21 protein-coding genes are annotated in these 19,068 nt (G+C 68.2%); 10 read left to right on the forward strand and 11 right to left on the reverse strand.

Annotated features, from left to right (window positions below; genetic code table 11):
- Positions 1-38: 38 nt before the first annotated feature.
- Positions 39-1,301 (reverse strand): polyhydroxyalkanoate depolymerase, encoded by a 1,263-nt coding sequence (locus ACQY9P_RS08420; RefSeq protein ID WP_421739706.1) that lies wholly within the window; start codon positions 1,299-1,301, stop codon positions 39-41.
- Positions 1,302-1,402: 101 nt separating this feature from the next.
- Positions 1,403-1,996 carry an SCO family protein gene (locus ACQY9P_RS08425; RefSeq protein ID WP_421739705.1) on the reverse strand — a complete coding sequence of 198 codons (594 nt, stop codon included), beginning with the start codon at positions 1,994-1,996 and terminating at the stop codon, positions 1,403-1,405.
- A 54-nt stretch (positions 1,997-2,050) separates the two neighbouring features.
- On the opposite strand from ACQY9P_RS08425, the gene ACQY9P_RS08430 reads away from it, so the two are divergent.
- Together ACQY9P_RS08430 and ACQY9P_RS08435 are read left to right on the forward strand one after the other, a co-directional pair.
- Positions 2,051-3,451, forward strand: a complete 1,401-nt coding sequence (locus ACQY9P_RS08430) for an ActS/PrrB/RegB family redox-sensitive histidine kinase (protein ID WP_421739704.1) — start codon at positions 2,051-2,053, stop codon at positions 3,449-3,451.
- Positions 3,452-3,528: 77 nt separating this feature from the next.
- Positions 3,529-4,086, forward strand: a complete 558-nt coding sequence (locus tag ACQY9P_RS08435; protein WP_421739703.1) for an ActR/PrrA/RegA family redox response regulator transcription factor — start codon at positions 3,529-3,531, stop codon at positions 4,084-4,086.
- Between the two features lie 120 nt (positions 4,087-4,206).
- Here ACQY9P_RS08435 and ACQY9P_RS08440 read toward each other — a convergent pair whose 3' ends face one another.
- The 3 genes from ACQY9P_RS08440 to ACQY9P_RS08450 form a co-directional block, all read right to left on the reverse strand.
- The gene (locus ACQY9P_RS08440; RefSeq protein ID WP_421739702.1) at positions 4,207-4,992 is read right to left on the reverse strand and encodes an SDR family oxidoreductase; all 786 of its coding nucleotides are present in this window, start codon (positions 4,990-4,992) and stop codon (positions 4,207-4,209) included.
- Between the two features lie 231 nt (positions 4,993-5,223).
- A complete protein-coding gene (locus ACQY9P_RS08445; RefSeq protein ID WP_421739701.1) occupies positions 5,224-5,511 on the reverse strand; it encodes a 4a-hydroxytetrahydrobiopterin dehydratase in 288 nt (95 codons plus the stop codon).
- Positions 5,512-5,539: 28 nt separating this feature from the next.
- Positions 5,540-6,181: an HAD-IA family hydrolase gene (locus ACQY9P_RS08450; RefSeq protein WP_421739700.1), complete on the reverse strand. Its 642-nt coding sequence runs from the start codon at positions 6,179-6,181 to the stop codon at positions 5,540-5,542.
- A 141-nt stretch (positions 6,182-6,322) separates the two neighbouring features.
- Between ACQY9P_RS08450 and ACQY9P_RS08455 the strand changes: the two genes are divergently transcribed.
- The 4 genes from ACQY9P_RS08455 to ACQY9P_RS08470 all read left to right on the forward strand — a co-directional run bounded on the left by ACQY9P_RS08455 (position 6,323) and on the right by ACQY9P_RS08470 (position 9,732).
- The gene (locus tag ACQY9P_RS08455) at positions 6,323-6,874 is read left to right on the forward strand and encodes a hypothetical protein (protein ID WP_421739699.1); all 552 of its coding nucleotides are present in this window, start codon (positions 6,323-6,325) and stop codon (positions 6,872-6,874) included.
- A gap of 64 nt (positions 6,875-6,938) precedes the next feature.
- Positions 6,939-7,043 (forward strand): hypothetical protein, encoded by a 105-nt coding sequence (locus tag ACQY9P_RS08460; protein ID WP_421739698.1) that lies wholly within the window; start codon positions 6,939-6,941, stop codon positions 7,041-7,043.
- Between the two features lie 112 nt (positions 7,044-7,155).
- Positions 7,156-9,195, forward strand: coding sequence for an AsmA family protein (locus ACQY9P_RS08465; protein ID WP_421739697.1), 2,040 nt, complete (start codon positions 7,156-7,158; stop codon positions 9,193-9,195).
- Positions 9,196-9,456: 261 nt separating this feature from the next.
- Positions 9,457-9,732: a YjhX family toxin gene (locus ACQY9P_RS08470; RefSeq protein WP_421739696.1), complete on the forward strand. Its 276-nt coding sequence runs from the start codon at positions 9,457-9,459 to the stop codon at positions 9,730-9,732.
- Here the strand turns inward: ACQY9P_RS08470 and rsmD are convergent, their stop codons facing one another.
- Together rsmD and ACQY9P_RS08480 are read right to left on the reverse strand one after the other, a co-directional pair.
- Positions 9,733-10,299, reverse strand: a complete 567-nt coding sequence (gene rsmD / locus ACQY9P_RS08475) for a 16S rRNA (guanine(966)-N(2))-methyltransferase RsmD (RefSeq protein ID WP_421739695.1) — start codon at positions 10,297-10,299, stop codon at positions 9,733-9,735.
- Complete coding sequence (locus ACQY9P_RS08480; protein WP_421739694.1) at positions 10,299-10,925, reverse strand: TMEM175 family protein; 627 nt, start codon at positions 10,923-10,925, stop codon at positions 10,299-10,301. The genes rsmD and ACQY9P_RS08480 overlap by 1 nt, the downstream gene beginning before the upstream one ends.
- 124 nt (positions 10,926-11,049) lie before the next feature.
- Here ACQY9P_RS08480 and ACQY9P_RS08485 point away from each other — a divergent pair, with 124 nt between their 5' ends.
- Entirely contained in the window at positions 11,050-12,027 is a 978-nt protein-coding gene (locus tag ACQY9P_RS08485) for a CPBP family intramembrane glutamic endopeptidase (protein WP_421739693.1), read from the forward strand.
- Positions 12,028-12,050: 23 nt separating this feature from the next.
- On the opposite strand, the gene ACQY9P_RS08490 is transcribed toward ACQY9P_RS08485, so the two are convergent.
- A complete protein-coding gene (locus tag ACQY9P_RS08490; RefSeq protein ID WP_421739692.1) occupies positions 12,051-13,565 on the reverse strand; it encodes a pseudouridine synthase in 1,515 nt (504 codons plus the stop codon).
- A gap of 50 nt (positions 13,566-13,615) precedes the next feature.
- Between ACQY9P_RS08490 and ACQY9P_RS08495 the strand changes: the two genes are divergently transcribed.
- Positions 13,616-14,119, forward strand: a complete 504-nt coding sequence (locus ACQY9P_RS08495; RefSeq protein WP_421739691.1) for a nucleoside deaminase — start codon at positions 13,616-13,618, stop codon at positions 14,117-14,119.
- On the opposite strand, the gene ACQY9P_RS08500 is transcribed toward ACQY9P_RS08495, so the two are convergent.
- Positions 14,116-14,526: a hypothetical protein gene (locus ACQY9P_RS08500; protein ID WP_421739690.1), complete on the reverse strand. Its 411-nt coding sequence runs from the start codon at positions 14,524-14,526 to the stop codon at positions 14,116-14,118. The genes ACQY9P_RS08495 and ACQY9P_RS08500 overlap by 4 nt on opposite strands.
- A 118-nt stretch (positions 14,527-14,644) precedes the next feature.
- Here ACQY9P_RS08500 and pseB point away from each other — a divergent pair, with 118 nt between their 5' ends.
- Both pseB and pseC read left to right on the forward strand, forming a co-directional pair.
- A complete protein-coding gene (gene pseB, locus ACQY9P_RS08505) occupies positions 14,645-15,682 on the forward strand; it encodes a UDP-N-acetylglucosamine 4,6-dehydratase (inverting) (protein ID WP_421739689.1) in 1,038 nt (345 codons plus the stop codon).
- Positions 15,682-16,851: a UDP-4-amino-4,6-dideoxy-N-acetyl-beta-L-altrosamine transaminase gene (pseC, locus tag ACQY9P_RS08510; RefSeq protein ID WP_421739688.1), complete on the forward strand. Its 1,170-nt coding sequence runs from the start codon at positions 15,682-15,684 to the stop codon at positions 16,849-16,851. Before pseB ends, pseC begins: the two co-directional genes overlap by 1 nt.
- 9 nt (positions 16,852-16,860) lie before the next feature.
- Here pseC and ACQY9P_RS08515 read toward each other — a convergent pair whose 3' ends face one another.
- Positions 16,861-17,172, reverse strand: a complete 312-nt coding sequence (locus ACQY9P_RS08515; RefSeq protein WP_421739687.1) for an EthD family reductase — start codon at positions 17,170-17,172, stop codon at positions 16,861-16,863.
- Positions 17,173-17,269: 97 nt separating this feature from the next.
- The gene (locus ACQY9P_RS08520; RefSeq protein WP_421739686.1) at positions 17,270-18,970 is read right to left on the reverse strand and encodes a hypothetical protein; all 1,701 of its coding nucleotides are present in this window, start codon (positions 18,968-18,970) and stop codon (positions 17,270-17,272) included.
- Positions 18,971-19,068 lie beyond the last annotated feature (98 nt).

Below are 19,068 nucleotides of genomic sequence, written 5' to 3' on the forward strand. Positions count from 1 at the left end.
CGGGATGCAAGGTCGGTGCGTGATCCCCGCCCTTGCCCCTAGACCTCGTCGGGGAAGTTCGGATCGCTCTTGCGGATGAACGACCGGACGCGGGGATAGATCTCCTCGCGGAACCGGCGGCCGTTGAAGACGCCGTAGTGGCCGACGCCGGGCTGGACGTAGTCAGTCTTCATCTCGGCGGGGAGGTTGGGGGTCAGGCCGTGGGCGGCCTGGGTCTGGCCGATGCCGGAGATGTCGTCGTTCTCGCCCTCCACCGTCATCAGGCCGATGTCGGTGATCAGGTCGGGGCGCACCAGGCGGCCGCGATGCTCCAGCTCGCCCTTGGGCAGCAGGTGCTGCTGGAAGACGATGTCGATGGTTTGGAGATAGAACTCCTCGGTCAGGTCCAGGACCGACAGGTACTCGTCATAGAATTCCAGGTGCTTGTCGGCGCTGTCGCCGTCGCCCGAGACCAGGTGGCTGAAATAGCGACGGTGGGCCTCGCGGTGCTTCTCGGCGTTCATGCTCATGAAGCTGGCCAGTTGCACGAAGCCCGGATAGACGCGCCGGCCCGCGCCCACATAGGGCGGCGGCACGGTGTAGATCATGTTGGACTGGAACCAGGCGAAGGGCTTTTCCTCGGCCAGGTTGTTGGTCACGGTCGGCGACAGGCGCGCGTCGATGGGCGAGCCCATGAAGGTCATGCTGGCCGGTCGCGAGGGGTGGTTGTCCTGCGCCATCAGGGCGGCGGCGGCCAGGACCGGCGGGCCGGGCTGGCAGACGGCCACCACATTGGGGCGCGGGCCCAGCACGGCCAGCATCTGGATGATGTGGTCGATATAGTCATGGAAGTCGAAGCGGCCTTCCAGCATCGAGACTTCCCGGGCGTTGACCCAGTCGACGATGAACACCGCGTGGTCGGGCAGGAAGGCTTCGACCGTGCCGCGCAACAAGGTCGCGTAGTGACCCGACAGCGGCGCGACGATCAGCACGGCGGGGTCGAGGCTGAACTTCCCGGCCCGGCGCATGTCGGCCATGTCGCGGTCGAACTGGATCAGGCGGGCCCAGGGGCTTTCCCAGACCACGGTGGGGCGCACCCGCACATCGACCTGGCCGACCTTGATGGTGTCGATGTTCCAGGCCGGCTTGCCGTAGCGCCGGGTGACGTTCGAGAACAGATCGGCGCCGGCGTGCATGCGGCGGCCAAGATCGGTGTTGGCGGCGGGGTTTAGCGGCGAGCCCCAGAAGTCGCGCGCGACGCGGGCCGCTTCGCGCAGGGGGGAGGAGGCGTAATAGGCCGCTTCATGAAGGGCGTAGAGCATGGCGCATCCAATATGTTGCGCCGCAGCATAGCATATCGAAAGCTAAGAAAGTCCACCCACAAGCATGCGGCGGCTTGTCCCGGCGGAAAATCGGCCCAGGTTCAGCCGCCGCGCATCGCATCCGCGATACGGCGCGCGATGTCCTCGGGCGGCAGGTTGTAGGGGATCACGGTGACGAACCGGCCCTTGGGATCCATCAGATAGATCGCGGTGGAATGGTCGACCGTGTAGCCGGGTCCGTCGCCGACCTTGGCGTAATAGACGCGATAGGCCTTGGCGGCCGCCGCCACCTGCTCGGGCGTGCCGGTCAGACCCAGTGTGGTCTTGGGCACGTAGTCGGCCGACAGATAGGCCTTCATCTGCTTGGCGTCGTCGCGGCCCGGATCGACCGAGACGAAGACGATCCGCAGGTTCTTGGCCTTGGGGCCCAGGATGTCGGTCGCCGCCGCCAGGCCCTGCAGCGTGCCGGGGCAGACGTCGGGGCAATAGGTGAAGCCGAAGAACACCGCGTTCCACTGGCCCTTGAGGACCTTTTCGGTGGTCGGGCGACCATCCTGATCGACCAGCTGGAAGGGCCCGCCGACCGCCGCCGGAGCGGGCGCGGAATTGAAGACGCCGGCCCTGAACGCCAGTCCAGCCGTGACGAGAGCGGCCACGACGCAGGCCAGGATCAGGTAGAGGCGGTGACGCGGCATGAACATTTCACCTTTGGCGCTCGCCAGATGCGTTTTTCTGGACAATCCTGCGACATGGCTGACGTTTCGTTCGCAAGAGCGCCCGACGACCAGCGTACGAAGGGGCTCGATAAGCCGGGTGCGGATCCGGCGCAAGATGATGACTGGTCCTGGGCCGCCCCAGGACTGCGTCGGGGACGTCTGCGGGTTCGCTCGCTCCTCGCGCAGCGCTGGTTGGCGGTGGCTGGTCAGACCCTTGCGATCCTCTTTGTCGGTCTGGTCCTCAAACTGCAGGTGCCCTGGGCGCTGTGCTTTGCCCTGATCGCGTTGTCGGCCTGGCTGAATGTGCTGCTGGGCCTGGCCTCGACCGGTCAGAGGCTGGCGCGAGAGGGCGAGGCCACGGCCCAGATCGCCTTCGACATCCTGCAATTGGCGGGCCTGCTCTATCTGACCGGCGGGGCGCAGAACGTCTTCTGCCTGCTGCTGATCGCGCCGGTCACCCTCGCGGCGGCCACCCTGCCGGCCCGCTTCGCCCTCGGGCTGGGCCTGCTGGCTATCGCCTGCCAGATCGCCCTGGCCTTCCTTCACATGCCCGTGCCCGTTCTGCAGGGCGCCCCGCCCGCGCCCGGGCCCACGGCGCCGATGATGATCACCATGGTGATGGCGCGGATCCTGGGGATCGTCATCACCGGCGCCTATGCCTGGCAGGCCGCCAGCGAATCGGCGCGCATGGAGCTGGCCCTCAACGTCACCGAGACGGTGCTGGCCCGCGAGCAGCGGCTTTCGGCCCTGGGCGCCCTGGCCGCCGCCGCCGCGCACGAGCTGGGCACGCCCCTGGCGACCATCTCGGTCGTGGCCCGCGAAATGGCCCGCAACGCGCCCGACGAGCAGACCCGCGAGGACGCCGAGCTGATGATCGGCCAGGCGGCCCGCTGCCGCGAGATCCTGCAACGCCTGACCGAGATGCCCGAGGCCCAGGACGCCGTGCATGAGCGGATGAGCCTGGTGCAACTGGTCCAGGACGTCATCGAGCCGCACCTCGTGCATGGCGTTCGCGTCGAGGCGGTGGTCAACGGTCCCTCGGGTGAGACCGCCCCCGACATCTGGCGGCGGCCCGAGGTGATCCACGCCATGACCTCGATCGTCGAGAACGCGGTCGATTTCGCCCGGGCCGAGGTGCTGGTCATCGCCCGCTTCGACGCCCGCTCGGTGGTGATCGAGGTGCGCGACGACGGCGCGGGCTTCTCGCCCGAGGTGCTGGCCAAGCTGGGCGAGCCCTATGTGACCACGCGCCCGGGAGCTGAGGGTTCCCGCACGGGGCACATCGGCATGGGCCTGGGCTTCTTCATCGCCAAGACCTTGTTGGAACGAACAGGGGCCGCGGTCGATTTCAGGAATGGACGGCGGGGCGGGGCGGTGGTCTCGGCGCGCTGGCCAAGGTCGGCGCTCGAGGCTCCCGGCTATACGGGGGCTTGATGCGGGCGTCGGAAGAGCGACATGATGGGTGACGACGACACCCGGTTGAGTAGTGGCGCGGGGAGGCGCTGACTTTCATGGTGGACATCAGTGAGCTGGTCGCGGCCCTGCCCGACAAGACACTCCTGCTTCTTGACGACGATGCGCCGCTGAGGACGCGGCTGGGGCGAGCCCTGGAACAGAGGGGTTTCGTGGTGACCCTCGCGGCCTCGGTGGCCGAGGCGCTGGCCCTGCTGCGCGTCCACGCGCCCGCCCATGCGGTGCTGGACATGCGCCTTGAGGACGGCACGGGGCTGAAGGTGGTCGAGGCGGTGCGGGACGCGCGGCCCGACGCCAAGATCATCATGCTCACCGGCTATGGCAACATCGCCACCGCCGTCGCGGCCGTGAAGGCCGGGGTGGTGGACTACCTCTCCAAGCCCGCCGACGCCGACGACGTGGCCCGCGCCCTGCTGGCCGCCAAGGACGCGGCCCCGGCCCCGCCCGACAACCCAATGAGCGCCGACCGCGTGCGGTGGGAACACATCCAGCGGGTCTATGAGATGTGCGGCCACAACGTTTCGGAGACGGCCCGCCGGCTCAACATGCACCGGCGCACCCTGCAGCGGATCCTGGCCAAGCGCGCGCCGCGTTAAGAACAGGATGTCATCCCGGACGGCCTGAAAGGCCGATCCGGGACCGTCGGAAACTTCGGGTCTTGCCGTGGTCCCGGCTCGGCGCGCTGACGCGCTTGGCCGGGATGACAGCTTTAAAGGTCACATCGCCGAGATGCCGCCGTCGACCTTGATCTCGGCGCCGGTCATGAACTTGCTCTCGTCGCTGGCGAGATAGAGCACGGCGTTGGCGATGTCGTTGGGTTCGCCGATCCGGCCCAGGGGCACCTGCCGCGCCAGCTTGGCGTGGGCTTCTTCCTTGCCGAACCGCGCGGTGAAGCCGTCGAGGATGGGCGTGTCGATGAAGGTCGGGTGGATCGAGTTGGAGCGGATATCGAGCTTCATCTTGGCGCAGTACAGCGCGATGTTCTTGGACAGCAGCCAGACCGCCGCCTTGGAGGCGTTGTAGGCTGGCGAATTGCCGTTGGCGATCAGGCCGGCGATCGAAGACAGGTTGATGATCGAGCCGGGTTGATGGGCCCGCATGTGGGTCAACGCGTGCTTGGCGCCCAGGAAGACCGAGTCGACATTGACCGACATCACCTTCTTCCAGAGCGCGAAATCGAGGGTCTCGATCGGGCCGTCGCCGCCGATGCCGGCGTTGTTGACCAGCACCGACAGGCCGCCCATGGCCTGGGTCGCCTTTTCCAGCACCTCGATCCATTCGTCTTCCTGGGTGACGTCCAGCTGGAAGGCGAAGGCCGTGCCGGCCCCGTGGGCGGCGTTGATCTCGTCGGCCACGGCCTGGGCGCCCGCCAGATTGATGTCGGCCAGACTGACCTTGGCGCCTTCCTTGGCCAGCATCCGTCCCGCCGCCGCGCCCAGACCCTGGGCTCCACCGGTGATGAAAGCCTTCTTGCCGGCGACCCGGCCCGTGTTCTGCGCCATTTGGCGTCCTCCCAAACTATTCAAACATTAGTTTGAACCGGAAGGGGCGGAGGCGGAAGGGGGAAACGGTGGGGCAAATCTGTGAGCACTCGTCCCACAAAGCTTGTCATCCCGGGCGGCGTAGCCGACCCGGGACTCAAGGGCTGGCGCATTGCGGTTACCCCTGGGTCCCGGCGCTCCGCTTCGCTGCGGCCGGGATGACAATTTTTGATGTCGGTGGGCTAGAGCCGCTTATCCCGCCGCCCCGTCCATGAACCTGGCCAACGCCACGTCCAGCTCCGTCACCCCGTCGGCGTCATGCGTGGTCAGCAGCACTTCGACGCGGTTGTAGACGTTGAACCATTCGGGATGGTGGTCGAGCTTGTCGGCCATCAGGGCCACGCGGGTCATGAAGCCGAAGGCCGCGTTGAAATCGGCGAACCCGAACGTCTTGACGATCGCATCCTTGTCGGGCGCGGCGGTCCAGCCGGAAAGCTGGGCGATGGCGGCCGGGGCGCCGATCTTGGCGGGGCGGGTCATGGCGACTCCTTGAAAGCGGTCAGCCCTCTCAGAACGCCAATCCGGTCGCCGCCGCAAGCTCGGCCAGGGCCTGGTCTTCCGTCGAGACCTTGATGGCGGTCATCCCCAGAGCGGCGGCGGGTTTGCAGTTGATGCCCAGGTCGTCGAGATAGACGCAGTTTTCGGGCCGCACGTTGAGGGCCTCGCACATCATCAGATAGATGCGCGGATCGGGCTTCCTGACCCCGGCCTTGGAGCTTTCGATCACCACCGCGAAATGGCTCATGATCTGCGCGACGGCGGCGGCCTTTTCAGCGGTCGACGCCATGCCCGCGCCGTGGCCGGTGGTGACGTTGTTGGTGATGCAGCCGACCTTGAACCTGGCCTTGCAGGCCAGCAGCGCCGCCAGCACCCGGGGGCGCAGGTCACCATACAGCAGGGGAAGGACGTCGGCGCCGCGCACCGGATGGCCCAGGCGCGTGGCCTCTTCCAGGAACAGGGTGTCGAACCGGGCGGCGTCGATCTCCGAGCGCTCGAACCGGGCCCAGGCGTTGACGTCGGGATCGGTGGAATTGACCCGGCGGATGAAGTCGGCGGGCAGGCCGCGCTCGGCTTCATAGCGCCGGAAGGCCTCGAACGGGGAGGTGGTGAACACCCCGCCGAAATCCCAGATCACCGCCTCGATCGCCATGTCGCCCCCTCAAACGCCCGTTTGATTTCACGCTAGGGCCGCGCGCGTGAGGTGACAAGCCGGCGTCATCGCTCGCGCGCCGGGTGAACGCTGCGGCCATGGCGCAAGGAAGGTGGTTCGGTGCCGCCTCTGGAGTTTCTCATGTCCCTGACCCGCCTCTCGCTCTGCCTGCTCGCCACGGTGCTGACCGGCGGCGCCGCCATGGCGCAGGGCGGCGATCGCGGTCTGGCCGGCGGCCTTCCGGTGTCGCGGCCGGGCCTGCCGCTGGATCCGGAACTTCTGCCGCCCAACACCGCGCCGGGCGACTGCGTGACGCGTCGCGTCACCGGCCCGGGCGGCGCCTATCGCTGGGACCGCGTCGAGTGCGACGCCGAGCGCGGCTGGGCCGGCTTTGACCAGTGGGGCTTTGGCCGCCGTCCGATCGCGGTCGAGACCCTGCCGCCTCAGGGCCTGGACCGTCGCCATGGGGAGCGTGGTCGCGAGCAGGCTTTCGAGCACGGGCGGGAGGGGCGGGGAGAGGATCTTCGTCGGGAGCGTCACACCTACGTCACTGGAACCAGCGCAGGCTATTTCGCGGACGCTGATGACAGACCTGACGACCGATACGGTCCGCCGCCACCGCGGCGGACCGACTACCGCTATGCGGGGCGCGACGCCGACGGCTACCTCGTGTGGCCAGGCAAGACGCCCTGATCTGGCGCGAGGCTTGCGAGAAATCTTCGCAATGAACCAATTTGGGACGGGGGGACCAATCATCATGCGCACGCCAACGAGGCCATTTTTCAAGCTCTACGAGCTGATCGCCGTCGCCGCCTTCGTGGTGGCCGCCGTGGCGGTCAGCAGCCTGGGCCTGGTCTACTAGCCAGGCTTCCGGACGCGATAATGGAACAGGACCGCCCCACCCGCGCGTTGTGCAGGGGTCACCGGAGGTCCTGGTTCTGTCCGAACATGTCCAAACCCTGTCCCGGCCCCGGGTGGGCGAACGTCTTCGCGCGCGCTGGCGCCTGATTCCGCCGCCGGCCCGGTGGGGCGCCATCGCGGCCGTGGCGCTGTTCGCGGCGGTGGTCGCCTTCCTGGTGATCTTCGACTGGAACTGGATGCGGGGGCCTGTCGGGCGCATCGCTTCGGCCCAACTGAACCGCAAGGTCGAGATCGTCGGCGATCTGCGCGTTCACCCATGGTCGCTGTCACCGCGGGTCGAGGCGCTGGACGTCCGCATCGGCCAGCCCGACTGGGCCCTGAAGGCCGATCCGACGCGGCCGCCGATGGCGCGGATCCAGCGCCTGGCCGTGGTGTTCAAGGTGCTGCCCCTGTTCCGCGGCCAGATCATCCTGCCGCTGCTGGCGGTCGACCGGCCCGATCTGCGGCTGATCCGCGACGCAGGTGGCCAGGCGAACTGGGTGTTCGGGGCCAGGAAGGCCAACGCGAAGCCCCTTAAGCTGCCCGCCATCCAGCACTTCATCATCAATGACGGCGCGCTCGAGGTGGATGATCGCCAGCGCGATGTGCTGTTCATCGGCTCGGTCAGTTCCAACGAGCAGGCCAGCGGCGACGGTCGCGGCCGGTTCGTCCTGGAGGGTAAGGGCAGCCTGAACCGCGCGCCGTTCACGGCCAGTGTCACGGGCGGTCCGCTACTGAACATCACGCCAGACCGGCCCTATCCGTTCGACGCCCGGGTGGCCGCCGGCGCGACCCGCATCGTCGCCAAGGGATCGGTGATCCGACCCTTCGACCTGGGCCGCTTCGAAACCGCCCTGACGGTGTCCGGCTCGGACATGAACCGTCTCTATGCGCTGACCGGCCTGACCCTGCCCAACACCCCGCCCTATCGGGTGAGCGGCACGCTGACCCGCCGGGGCGGCCGGTTCGACTTCGACGACATGACGGGCAAGATCGGCGACAGCGACATTTCCGGCGACGTCTTCGTGCTGACCGACCGTGAGCGGCCGTATCTGGAAGCCGACCTTCAGTCGCGGCGGCTCGACTTCGACGACCTGGGCAGTCTGGTCGGCGCCGCGCCGGCCACGGGCAGGGGCGAAACCGCCTCGGCCGGCCAGAAGGTCGAGGCCGTCCGGCGTGACGCGACCCAGCGTCTGCTGCCCGACGCCACCCTGCAAACCGAGCGTGTCCGGGCCATGGACGCAAAGGTCAAGTACCGCGCCCTGGCTGTGAACGCCCCCGGCTGGCCGCTCAGGAAGGTTCGGGTCGAGGCGAATCTCGACCGCGGCGTGCTGACCCTGGATCCGATCGCCTTCACCTTCTCGCGCGGCGACCTGGCCGGGAAAATCGTGCTGGACGCCCGGCCCGACGTGCCGCGAACCGAATTGGACCTGCGTCTGAGCAACGCCAAGCTGGAAGACTTCATCACGGTGAAGAGCGGCGGCAAGCCGATCATCGAAGGCCCCGTGATGGCGCGCGCCAAGCTCTCGGCCGTGGGTAACAGCATTCACCGCGCCGCCTCCAACGCCAATGGCTCGATGACCCTGGTCTCGCCGCACGGACAGGTGCGCCAGGCCTTCGCCGAACTGCTGGGCGTCAATGTCTCCAAGGGGCTGATCCTGCTGCTGTCCAAGAACAACAAGGAGACCAGCGTCCGCTGCGCCGTCGCCGACTTCTCGGTGAAGAATGGCGTGGCGACTACCAACCATCTGGTCGCCGACACCGGCGTGGTGCTGGTGCGTGGCAAGGGCCAGATCAACCTTGAGACCGAACGGATGGATTTCCGGATCGGGGGCGACAGCAAGAAGCCTCGTCTGGTTCGTCTGTTCGTGCCGATCACCATCTCCGGGCCCCTGGTGGCGCCCAAGGTCGGGTTCAAGCCCACCCAGATCCTCGGCCAGGGCGGCGTGGCCGCAGCCTTGGGGACCCTGGTCAACCCGCTGGCCGCCCTGCTGCCCTTCATCACCACCGGCGAGGCCAAGAACGCCGACTGCGAAGGCCTGGTGGCCGACGCCCGGGGCCAGGGCGTGGCGGTCAAGGTGGCGCAGACGACGGCGGCGAAGGCGGCCAAGTAGGGAGCTTGTGGCTCTTGAGGCGGCTCTGGCGTTCGCGCTATAACGCGGTTCTCCAACCTCCAACGGTGGTTTTATGTCCGAGATTGTAAGCGAGGCCCGGGCCTAACAGGCTTCGGACCTCCGGTTCGTAAGTCGATCAGGCCCTGATCCGTCCGCAAGTTCCCGCGGACGCGACAGGTCGCGTCCGTACTCTGAGAAGGAGTGGGTCTCTTTGAGACCCGGGGCTTTGCGAAGTCACGCCTCGATCCTCGGACAATTTTCGTGAACATCTCCAAGCCGCAGCAACGCACGCTGCACGCGCTGGCGCAGGGCGCCCGCATCGAACCCGTACGCGACGACAACGGCCGCATCGTCGATGTCGACTGCATCACCCGCGAAGGCTGGTGCCTGAGCGACTGCTCACTCAGCGTCTTCAAGGCGCTGAAGAAGCGGCGTTTCATCGCCAGCAGCGGCGGCGGACCCTACCGCATCACCCGCGACGGGGCGGTCAGCCTGCGCTCCCAGGCCGACAACCGCGTCACCATGCGGGCCTGGTAGCTAGTCGGCCACCTTCAGGAACAGGACACGCGCGGCGCCATAGTCGCGCGTGTCCAGAACCGTGAAGCCGGGAACGACGGGGTCGATCTCGTCGCGACCGCGCTCGAACATCACGATCGCGCCGGGGTTCAGCCAGCCGTGGGCCAGAAGCTGGGCCAGGGCCTTCTCGCCCAGGCCCTTGGCGTAGGGCGGGTCGACGAAGGCGATGTCGAAGGGCGCGCCGACGCTGGACGGGCGCGGGCCAAGGTCGGTGGCGTCGCGGCGGTGCACGCGGGTGACGCCGAACAGGCTCATGGCGTCGATGTTCTCGCGGATCGCGCCGCGCGCCGGATCGGCGGTCTCGACGAACAGGCAATAGCCGGCCCCGCGCGAGACGGCCTCCAGCCCCAGGGCGCCCGAGCCGGCGAACAGGTCGATGACCCGCGCGCCGTGCAGGTCCGGCGCCCAGGCGGCGTGCTCCAGAATGTTGAACACCGCCTGTCGCGCGCGATCCGAGGTGGGCCGCGTGGCGTCGCCGGGCGGAGCGATGATGGCCTTGCCGCGATACTGGCCCGAGACGATGCGCATCAGGTTTCGGCTTCCATTGCGGGCGATTTCGAGAGGCGGGCGACCCAGCGGCCGAGCGCCGTCACGCCGACGATCAGGGCGGCCATCAGCGCCCAGCCCCAGCTGTGGACGAGGCTGAAGAACGACAGCCCGCACATCAGGCCGGGCAGCAAGGCCACCCGCGCCATAACGAAGATCGCTTCGGGCTTGCCCACGGGATAGGCCAGCTTGCCGATGAAGGCCGCGTAGCCCCACAGGATGGCCAGCGCCAGACCGATCAGGGCCACCAGCGCCACATAGACGGGGAAGGCCTGCCCGGAGACCTGTTCCCACAAGAGCTCGGTGGCCAGGGGCAACAGGGCGATCAGGCCCAGGACGATGAAGTTCAACGTGTCGAGCACGCCGTTCGCCCGGGCCAGTCGCGAGAAGATCCGGCGATGACTGACCCAGTAGATCCCGACCACGGCGAAGCTGACGGTGTAGGCGGCCAGCTTCGGCGCCATCAGCTCCATCAGATGGGCGATGCCGTTCCAGTGCTCGGGCGGATGGATCTCGATGGCCAGCAGGGTGATGGCGATCGCGAAGACGGCGTCCGAGAACAGGACCAGCCGATGGAGGTGCGCCTCGCCTTGATCCGTGCCGCTCATGATCATCCCCTGAACTTCCGAGCGATGTGTGCCGCTGTCCGCGCCGGAGGGCAAGGTCGGCGCCTTTACAACCCGCTCCTGGCGCTCTCTTAGTCGCTTCAGGAGCAGGGATGTCGACGACGCGATGGCCATGGGCGTGATCTTCGAGGCGATGCGGGAGTCGCGGGTCTTCGCGGACCTGACGCCGCGCGATCGCGACGGACGCCTGGTGGCGTTGACCGTTCCCGTCGGGTTGCTGGCCGCGGTGGTGGCCGCCCTGCTGGGCGCGGCCTCGGCCTGCCTGATCGTCATGGTCGTGGTCAGCGGACTTGACGGCGCCCCGGCGGCGGCCGCTCTGTTCGCGGTGTTCGACGATCCTGCGCGAGCGTCCAGCGAGGGGGTCTCCTCGCTGTTCCTGCTGTCGGTTCTGGCCGGCGCCAATGGCGCGGCCGCCCTGGCCTTCGTCGGGGTCGCCGGCGGTCTGATGCACCGCGCCATCCGACGCTACGCCTTCCCCGGACCGCTTTTCCGCACCCGCCTGACCGTGGCGGGGCTCTCCGCTGTCGGCGTTGTGATGGGCGTCGTCGTGCTGGCCGGCTGGCTGCTGGGCGCCAAGCCGCCGAGCCCGCCGGTGCTGGATCTGGCGTCGACCACCTTTGGCCGGGCGACCTATGTGGGTTTCGCTGTGGTGCTGCTGGTGCTCGCCGCCGCCGCCGAGGAGGTGGTGTTCCGGGGCTGGCTTCTGAAGCAGACCGGGGCCTTGACGCGCAATCCGGCGATCCTGATGGTGTTCAACGGGCTGCTGTTCGCGACCATCCACTTCGACCCCAATCTCAGCGCCTTCCTGGTCCGCGCGGCCATGGGCGCGGGCCTCACCTGGATGACCCTGCGGACCGGCGGCATCGAGCTGGCGATCGGGGCCCACGCGGCCAACAACATCGTCATCCTGATGCTGCTGCGACCGCTGTCGATCCAGCCGGAAGCGGCGCAACCCTTCGAGGCCGGATCGCTGGTCAGCGCGGTGGCGATCGCGGTCAGCTATGCGGGCCTGGCCGAGGCGGTGGTGCGCTGGCCGGCCATGACCGGCTGGATCGGTGGCCGGGGCGATCCAGCGCCCGTCTAGGCCAGACAGGCGCGGATCGGAGATCAGCGCGGCTTCTTGGGGCCCTTGTACGGACGCGGGGCGCCCAGCTTGGCGTCGAATGCCGCCGGAGCCGACCGCGCGGGCTTACCCGCCGCAGGCTTCGCGCCGGGCTTGCCGAAGGGCTTGCCGCCCGTCCTGGCCGGACCCTCGGAGCGCGTTTCAAACTCGCTGGCAGCGGACCGCGGCGGCTTGGCAGACGACGGTTTCGAGCCTGACCGGTCGAAGGGCTTCGCGGCGCCCGTCCCGGCGGGCTTGCCGGCGAAAGGTTTGCCGCCGGTCCTGGCGGGATCAGCCGACCGGCCTTCGAAGCCACCGGCACGCGCCGGCTTGCCGCTGGTCGAAGGCTTGCCGCCGGCCTTGTCGAACGACCGGGCGCTGGCCACGCCGCCGGCCGCCTTGGCGCCGAACGACTTGGCCGCCGTGGACGGCCTGGCCCCGCGCGGCGAAAGAGGATCGGGGCCGATCATCTTGGTCTCGATCGACTTGGGCGCGCGCTTGATCGGCTTGACGCCGGCGATGACGACCTTCTTTTTCGGCTTGGCCCAGCCAGCCTTGTAAACCGGCTTTTCAACGGTGCGCTCGCCGGGCTCGAGAACCTTGGGCAGGGGCGCCGACTTGATGGCCCGGCGTTGCAGTTCGCCGCCCTTGGCGGTGCCCGGGGCGTGCAGCGGATCGGCGATGCCGATGAACTGCGGCTTGTCGCCCTTGGGCATGTCTTCTTCGGCGACCAGATCGGCCAGCAGTTCGCGGATCACACGGGGGCCGACCTCTTCCACCTGACCCGGCAGCAGGGTCGCCAGGGCGAAGGGGCCGTAGGAAAGACGGATCAGGCGATTGACCTTCAGGTCCAGGTGCTCGAGCACCCGGCGGATTTCGCGGTTCTTGCCCTCGGTCAGCGAGATGGTGATCCAGATGTTCTTGCCGCCGACCTTGTCCTGGGCCTTGTCGAGCTTGGCCTCGATCGAGCCGTAGCGGACGCCTTCGATCGTGACGCCGTCCTTCAGACGGTCCAGGCGCGCCTGGTCGGTGTTGCCGAAGGCGCGCACGCGATAGCGGCGCACCCAGCCGTTGTTCGGGGCTTCCAGCTTGCGCGACAGCTCGCCGTCATTGGTCAGCAGCAGCAGGCCTTCGGAGTTCAGGTCCAGACGACCCACCGAAATCAGGCGCGGCAGCTCGCGCGGCAGGGCCTGGAACACCGTCGGGCGCTCCTTGGGGTCGTTGTGGGTGGTCATCAGCCCGGTGGGCTTGTGATAGCGGAACACGCGGGTCGGCTCGCGTTCGGCCACCAGCTTGCCGTCCACCGTCAGAAAGTCGCCCGGGCCGATCTTCACCGCCGGAGTGGTCAGCACCTTGCCGTTGATGGCGACGCGACCGGCCTCGATCAGCCGCTCGACCTCGCGCCGCGAGGCCACGCCCGCGCGGGCCAGGGCCTTGGCGACGCGCTCGCCCGTCGACGGATCGTCGAGGTCGCCGTCCTGGCCGGGATCGTATAGGGGGTCGTGTGGCGTGCTGGTCATACTCGTTCCTTCGAGGGGCTGGGCGCATCTCACGATGGGCTTTTGGGCAAATGCGCACCGATCCTCCGGACGATCAAGACCAGCGGGCCCAAGACCAGCATTCCATGGCCCTGGCCCTGGACGAGGCCCGCGCCGCCGCCGCGCGGGGTGAAACGCCGGTGGGCGCGGTGATCCTGGATCCGAAGACGGGCGAAATTCTGGGCGCGGCCGGCAATGGTCCGATCGCGGCGCATGACCCCACGGCTCATGCCGAGATCGCGGTGATGCGGCAGGTGGCGGCCAGGCTTGAGAACTATCGTCTGACCGACCTGACGCTGGTGGTGACGCTGGAGCCCTGCGCCATGTGCGCCGGGGCGATCAGCCACGCGCGGATCGGGCGGGTGGTGTTCGGGGCGGAAGATCCCAAGGGCGGGGCCGTGATCCATGGCCCGAAGTTCTTTGCTCAGCCCACCTGCCACTGGCGGCCCGAGGTGACAGGCGGCGTGATGGCCCAGGAGAGCGCCGACTTGCTGCGCGGCTTCTTCCGTGAGCGGCGCGGGAAGGCGAGGCCCTAGTTCAGCAGGGCCGAGCCCAGCAGGACCTTGCCGCCTGGCTTTCCCAGCACCTTGTCGCAGGCCTTCTGCAGTTCCTGTCCCAGATATTCGACATCCGGCGGCGTTCCGCGACGCATGCCGGCGGCGTAGCTCATCAGCACCTGGGCGAAGGCGGCGCGCAGGCGGGGTGTCGACTGCTGGGCGCGCTCCATCAGCTTGGGGTCCTTGGCCTCGATCCCGGCCTCCAGCACCAGCACGCCCCGGCGACCGTCGCGGCGCAGGGCGACGGCGGTCAGGGGCTGCAGCGCGAAGTAGGTGACCGGCGCGGCCTTCTCTTCTTCCTTGCCATGTCCAGCCAAGGCGGGGGTCGGCGCGGTCGATAGGACACAGGCCAGGGCGAGCGGAATGAGGGCGAGGGCGCGGCGCATGCGGCATGATTACCGCGGCCGGGTTGACGTCCTCTTTACGCCTAGGCGCGACAAAGGAGCGTTAACCACGAATCGCAATCCTCGCGGATCTTCGCGGCGGGGGCGACAGGAGGCTGAATTGGGCCGTTTTTCTCCGAAATCCCTGGATCTGGACGGCAAGGTGATCCTGGTCACCGGCGGCACCGGATCTTTCGGGCGGCGCTTCATCGAAACCGTCCTGAAGCTGTCCAATCCCCGCAAGGTGATCGTCTACTCCCGCGACGAATTGAAGCAGAGCGACATGCAGATGGAGCTGCGCGAGCAGTTCGACGACGCCACCTACGCCAAGATGCGCTTTTTCCTGGGAGACGTGCGTGACCGCGAGCGCCTGACCCTGGCCCTGCGTGGCGTGGACATCGTCATCCACGCCGCCGCCCTGAAACAGGTGCCGGCGGCCGAATACAATCCGTCCGAATGCATCCACACCAACGTGCTGGGCGCCGAGAACGTGGTCTGGGCCAGCCTGACCAATGGCGTGAAGAAGGTGGTCGCCCTGTCGACCGACAAGGCCTGCAACCCGATCAACCTGTACGGCGCGACCAAGCTGGCCTCGGACAAGACCTTCGTGGCCGCCAACAACCTGTCGGGCGATATCGGCACCCGCTTCGCGGTGGTTCGCTATGGCAATGTGGTGGGGTCGCGCGGCAGCGTGGTGCCGCTGTTCAAGCGCCTGCTGGCCAACGGCGCCACCGAGCTGCCGATCACCGACGAGCGCATGACCCGCTTCTGGATCACCCTGAACGAGGGCGTGAACTTCGTGCTCTCGTCGCTGGAGCTGATGCGCGGCGGCGAGATCTTCGTGCCCAAGATCCCGTCGATGACCATGCCCGATCTGGTCAAGGCCATGTCGCCGACCGCCGGCGTCAAGGTCATCGGGATTCGCCCGGGCGAGAAGCTGCACGAGATGATGATCAGCGCCGACGACGCGCGGGCCACGGTCGAGCTGTCCGATCGCTACGTGATCGAGCCGACCTTCGTGGAGTATCCCCGCCAGCGCTTCGGCCCCGAGGACGGCGCTCAGCCCGCTGCGGAGGGCTTCTGCTACAGCAGCGACAACAATGACGACTGGCTGTCGGCGCCGGGCCTGCTGGCCATGCTGGAGGAGAAGGCGGGCTGATGACGACGTCTCCGCCCTTCCTGCCCTACGGTCGCCAGACCATCGAAGACGACGATGTCGCCGCCGTGGCCGCCGCGCTGCGCGCCGACTTCCTGACCACCGGCCCGACGGTTGAGGCGTTCGAGACGGCCTTCAAGACACAGGTGGGGGCCGAGCACGCCATCGCCGTGGCCAACGGCACCGCCACCCTGCATCTGGCCATGCTGGCCCTAGGCGTGGGGGAGGGCGATGTCTGTATCGCGCCGTCGATCACGTTTCTGGCGACCGCCAACTGCGCCCGCTATGTCGGGGCCGAGGTGGTGTTCGCCGATGTCGATCCTCACTCGGGCCTCATGACGCCGGACACCCTGGCCGCCGCCCTGGCGCGGTGCGGCGACAGGCCAGTCAAGGCGATCCTGCCGGTGCATCTGCGCGGCGATGTCTGCGACCTGCCGGCGATGCGCGGCATGGCCAGCGCGGCCGGGGCTGTGCTGGTCGAAGACGCGCCCCACGCCCTGGGCTCGGTCGCCACCTTTGACGGGGTGGAGCATCCGGTCGGCGACGGCGCTTACTCAGCCTTCGCCAGCTTCTCGTTCCATCCGGTCAAGACCCTGGCCACCGGCGAGGGTGGCATGCTGACCACCAATGACGCGCAGCTGGCGGCGCGGGCGCGGTCGCTGCGCGGCCACGGCATGGTGCGGCCGCCGGGGGCCGATCCCTGGTGGTACGAGATGCCGGAGATCGGCTTCAACTATCGCATCCCCGACGTGCTGTGCGCGCTGGGCCTGTCGCAGCTGGCCAAGCTGGATCGCTTCGTGGCCCGCCGGCGAACCCTGACGGCGCTGTATGTCGAGCGGCTGGCGGACCTGTCACCGCGCGTGCGACGGGCGACCAGCCCCGACTATTCCAACCCGGCCCTGCACCTGTTGACCGTGCTGATCGACTTCGACGCCCTGGATCTGTCGCGCCGCATGGTGGTGGATGGCCTGAAGGCCCACGGGATCGGCAGTCAGGTCCACTACATCCCGGTGCACCAGCAGCCCTATTACGTGAAGCGCTATGGCGCGCTCGACCTGCCCGGCGCCCAGGCCTGGTACGACCGCTGCCTGACCCTGCCGCTGTATCCGACCATGGCCGACAGCGACGTCGACCGGGTGGTCGACGCCCTGAGCAAGGTGCTGGCCCGCTAGACCTGACTGCTAGACTGGCGCGCTGACCTGGGCGATCGGCGCGATGTCGGTGAAGTTGACGATATCGGCCAGCACGCCCGGCGCATTGGGGCCGCTCATCGACGCCGCAAGGGCCTCGGCGTCGCGGAACGTCAGGTGAGCCATGGCCACATAGGGCGCGGCCGAGCCATCGCCCGCCGATAGCCCCCGCAACACCTGAACGCCGGTCAGGCCGGTCGCGGAGAAGGCGGTCTTCACCAGCGGGATGTGGGTGGCGTTGTAATAGTCATGGTCAAACCGCGCGCCTTCGGACGCCGGATACAGCACGCTGAAAACCACCATCTCATCTCTCCAGGCGCGAGCGTCGCGCGGAACCGGTCAGGTCGAAGAGACGTAAGGCGTTGCGGGCGAAATGTTCAAGCGCTTGCGCGCCGGAGCGTCAGGCGGCCTGTTGCTGAACGAGACTGCGGATCAGTTCCATGGTCGCGGGCGAGGCCGCCAAGGCTTCCCGGGCCTCGGGCGCGCGGGCCAGTTTCAGGGCTTCTATCCGGGCGCGATCGGCCACGGGCCCGGTCGGTCCGGCCTCGCCCGTGGCCAGCTTGGCCAGAAGGGTCAGGCGATGGTGCAGGGGCGCGGGCGCGCGGACCAGCATGGTCAGCAGCCGCGTGTCGACCTCGACCAGCGAGCCCAGTTCGCCCAGCTTGGCGCAGAGCGGCTGGAAATCCTCGGCCACGAGGCCAGACCGTGTGACCGAGCGCTGCAGGGCCGCCAGGGAGGCCAGCTTGGCGACCGGCGAATCGGGCCCCTGGCGGGTTTCCTTCTCGAAGCGCATGGCGGTGATGTTGGCGTTGAGCCAGCGCGCCGCCTGGCGCTTGTTGACCGCGCCCATGACGTTTTCCGCCAGGCGCACCAGCATGTCGATCTCCTCGCGGGCCGAGCGATCGCGACCCAGCAGGGCCTCGATGAACTCGCCGTTGAGCAGGGTCTTGGACCGGGTGGTGAAGGCGGCCTGGATGTCCTCGGGCGGCAGAACCCGGCCCGCAGCGGCCGTCAGGCTCATGGCCAGGGCGCGCAGATATTCGATCTCGGCCTCGGCGTCGGTCGGCTTGAGCCGGCGCACGCCGTTCAGTTCGTCGAGCACGCGCTTGGCGATCGAGACGCGGACGGGGGCGAAATGGTCGCCGGCTAGCCAATCGCCCAGGCGCTTGGCGGTGCCCGACAGCTCGGGCATGCAGGCGCGGACCTGGGCCTGCATGCGGATCAGGGCTTCCACATTGGCGCCGCCGGTCAACCGGATCATGGCCGCCAGGGTGGAGCCCAGGTCGTCGCTGGTGCCCAGCAGGTCGGCCATGCCGGCCCGGGAGCCGATGATTTCCGACAGCGGCTGCTCGATGGCGTGCAGGGCCAGGGCGCGGGGACCGGGTTCGGTCGGCGCCGCGTCGGCTAGGTCCAGCAGGCGCGCGATCTTCTCCGACCAGCTGGTGGCGGGCGCGATCGAGGCCGCGACGCCGGCGCCCAGCAGGAAGGCGCGGTCAGGGTCATTGGCCAGGCGGACCGCCGCCTTGGCGAAGCCTTCCTTGTCGAGGTCCGGCAGGGCCCCCTTCTTGAAGGCTTTCATCAGGTTGCCGATCGAGCGTTCGATCAGACCCTGAAAGTGGCGGATGACTTCGTGGACCGAAACGCCGCGCGCCTCGGCCTCGGGAATGGCGATCTTCTGCAGGGCGTGTTGCAGGTCGGTGCCGGAGGCTTCCAGCCGCTCGACAAGGTCGGGGCGGTGCAGCAGCTCAAACGGCGTGGCCTTGTGGCGATTGAGCCAGCCCTCGAGCAGGCGGCCGATACGGTCGCGGGCGTGGGCGGTGTAGAGGTCGGCCGGCTGCACGCACAGGGGGTCGCGTTCCTCGACCTCCTTCTTGGGCTTGCCGCCGTCGACCATGCCCTTGGTGAAGATGGCGATGGATTTGTATTCGCCGGACTCGCGGTCCAGGGTTTCCTTGCTGACCCGCACCGCGATGGCGCGGCCCGAGGTCAGCACTTCCTCGGCGTTCTGGATCGCGGTCGTGCGAACTTCCGTGGCCATCTCAAGTGTCCACTGCGCGCCGACCTTGCGGCGCACGAAAAGTTCGTAATGGACATCGCTCATGGGCTAAGGGCTCCCCGAGCTTCGGTTATGGGATACAACACCTTAAAACGAGGTTGAGGCGTCGTTCTTTGGTTTAGACTTCCCGGAGGGGGGCCGAT

Source organism: Caulobacter sp. (genome assembly GCF_965279145.1).
Classification (GTDB): domain Bacteria; phylum Pseudomonadota; class Alphaproteobacteria; order Caulobacterales; family Caulobacteraceae; genus Caulobacter.

What these genes read in the sequence shown, in the direction of transcription:
- ACQY9P_RS08435 (WP_421739703.1), top strand. Translation starts at nt 3,529, where the DNA reads ATGGTGGACATCAGTGAGCTGGTCGCGGCCCTGCCCGACAAGACACTC.
- ACQY9P_RS08520 (WP_421739686.1), bottom strand. Translation starts at nt 18,970, where the DNA reads ATGAGCGATGTCCATTACGAACTTTTCGTGCGCCGCAAGGTCGGCGCG.
- ACQY9P_RS08420 (WP_421739706.1), bottom strand. Translation starts at nt 1,301, where the DNA reads ATGCTCTACGCCCTTCATGAAGCGGCCTATTACGCCTCCTCCCCCCTG.
- ACQY9P_RS08445 (WP_421739701.1), bottom strand. Translation starts at nt 5,511, where the DNA reads ATGACCCGCCCCGCCAAGATCGGCGCCCCGGCCGCCATCGCCCAGCTT.
- ACQY9P_RS08490 (WP_421739692.1), bottom strand. Translation starts at nt 13,565, where the DNA reads ATGACCAGCACGCCACACGACCCCCTATACGATCCCGGCCAGGACGGC.
- ACQY9P_RS08450 (WP_421739700.1), bottom strand. Translation starts at nt 6,181, where the DNA reads ATGGCGATCGAGGCGGTGATCTGGGATTTCGGCGGGGTGTTCACCACC.
- ACQY9P_RS08440 (WP_421739702.1), bottom strand. Translation starts at nt 4,992, where the DNA reads ATGGCGCAGAACACGGGCCGGGTCGCCGGCAAGAAGGCTTTCATCACC.
- ACQY9P_RS08500 (WP_421739690.1), bottom strand. Translation starts at nt 14,526, where the DNA reads ATGCGCCGCGCCCTCGCCCTCATTCCGCTCGCCCTGGCCTGTGTCCTA.
- ACQY9P_RS08495 (WP_421739691.1), top strand. Translation starts at nt 13,616, where the DNA reads ATGCGCACCGATCCTCCGGACGATCAAGACCAGCGGGCCCAAGACCAG.
- ACQY9P_RS08485 (WP_421739693.1), top strand. Translation starts at nt 11,050, where the DNA reads ATGGCCATGGGCGTGATCTTCGAGGCGATGCGGGAGTCGCGGGTCTTC.
- ACQY9P_RS08425 (WP_421739705.1), bottom strand. Translation starts at nt 1,996, where the DNA reads ATGCCGCGTCACCGCCTCTACCTGATCCTGGCCTGCGTCGTGGCCGCT.
- pseC (WP_421739688.1), top strand. Translation starts at nt 15,682, where the DNA reads ATGACGACGTCTCCGCCCTTCCTGCCCTACGGTCGCCAGACCATCGAA.
- ACQY9P_RS08460 (WP_421739698.1), top strand. Translation starts at nt 6,939, where the DNA reads ATGCGCACGCCAACGAGGCCATTTTTCAAGCTCTACGAGCTGATCGCC.
- ACQY9P_RS08455 (WP_421739699.1), top strand. Translation starts at nt 6,323, where the DNA reads ATGTCCCTGACCCGCCTCTCGCTCTGCCTGCTCGCCACGGTGCTGACC.
- rsmD (WP_421739695.1), bottom strand. Translation starts at nt 10,299, where the DNA reads ATGCGCATCGTCTCGGGCCAGTATCGCGGCAAGGCCATCATCGCTCCG.
- ACQY9P_RS08430 (WP_421739704.1), top strand. Translation starts at nt 2,051, where the DNA reads ATGGCTGACGTTTCGTTCGCAAGAGCGCCCGACGACCAGCGTACGAAG.
- ACQY9P_RS08515 (WP_421739687.1), bottom strand. Translation starts at nt 17,172, where the DNA reads ATGGTGGTTTTCAGCGTGCTGTATCCGGCGTCCGAAGGCGCGCGGTTT.
- ACQY9P_RS08480 (WP_421739694.1), bottom strand. Translation starts at nt 10,925, where the DNA reads ATGAGCGGCACGGATCAAGGCGAGGCGCACCTCCATCGGCTGGTCCTG.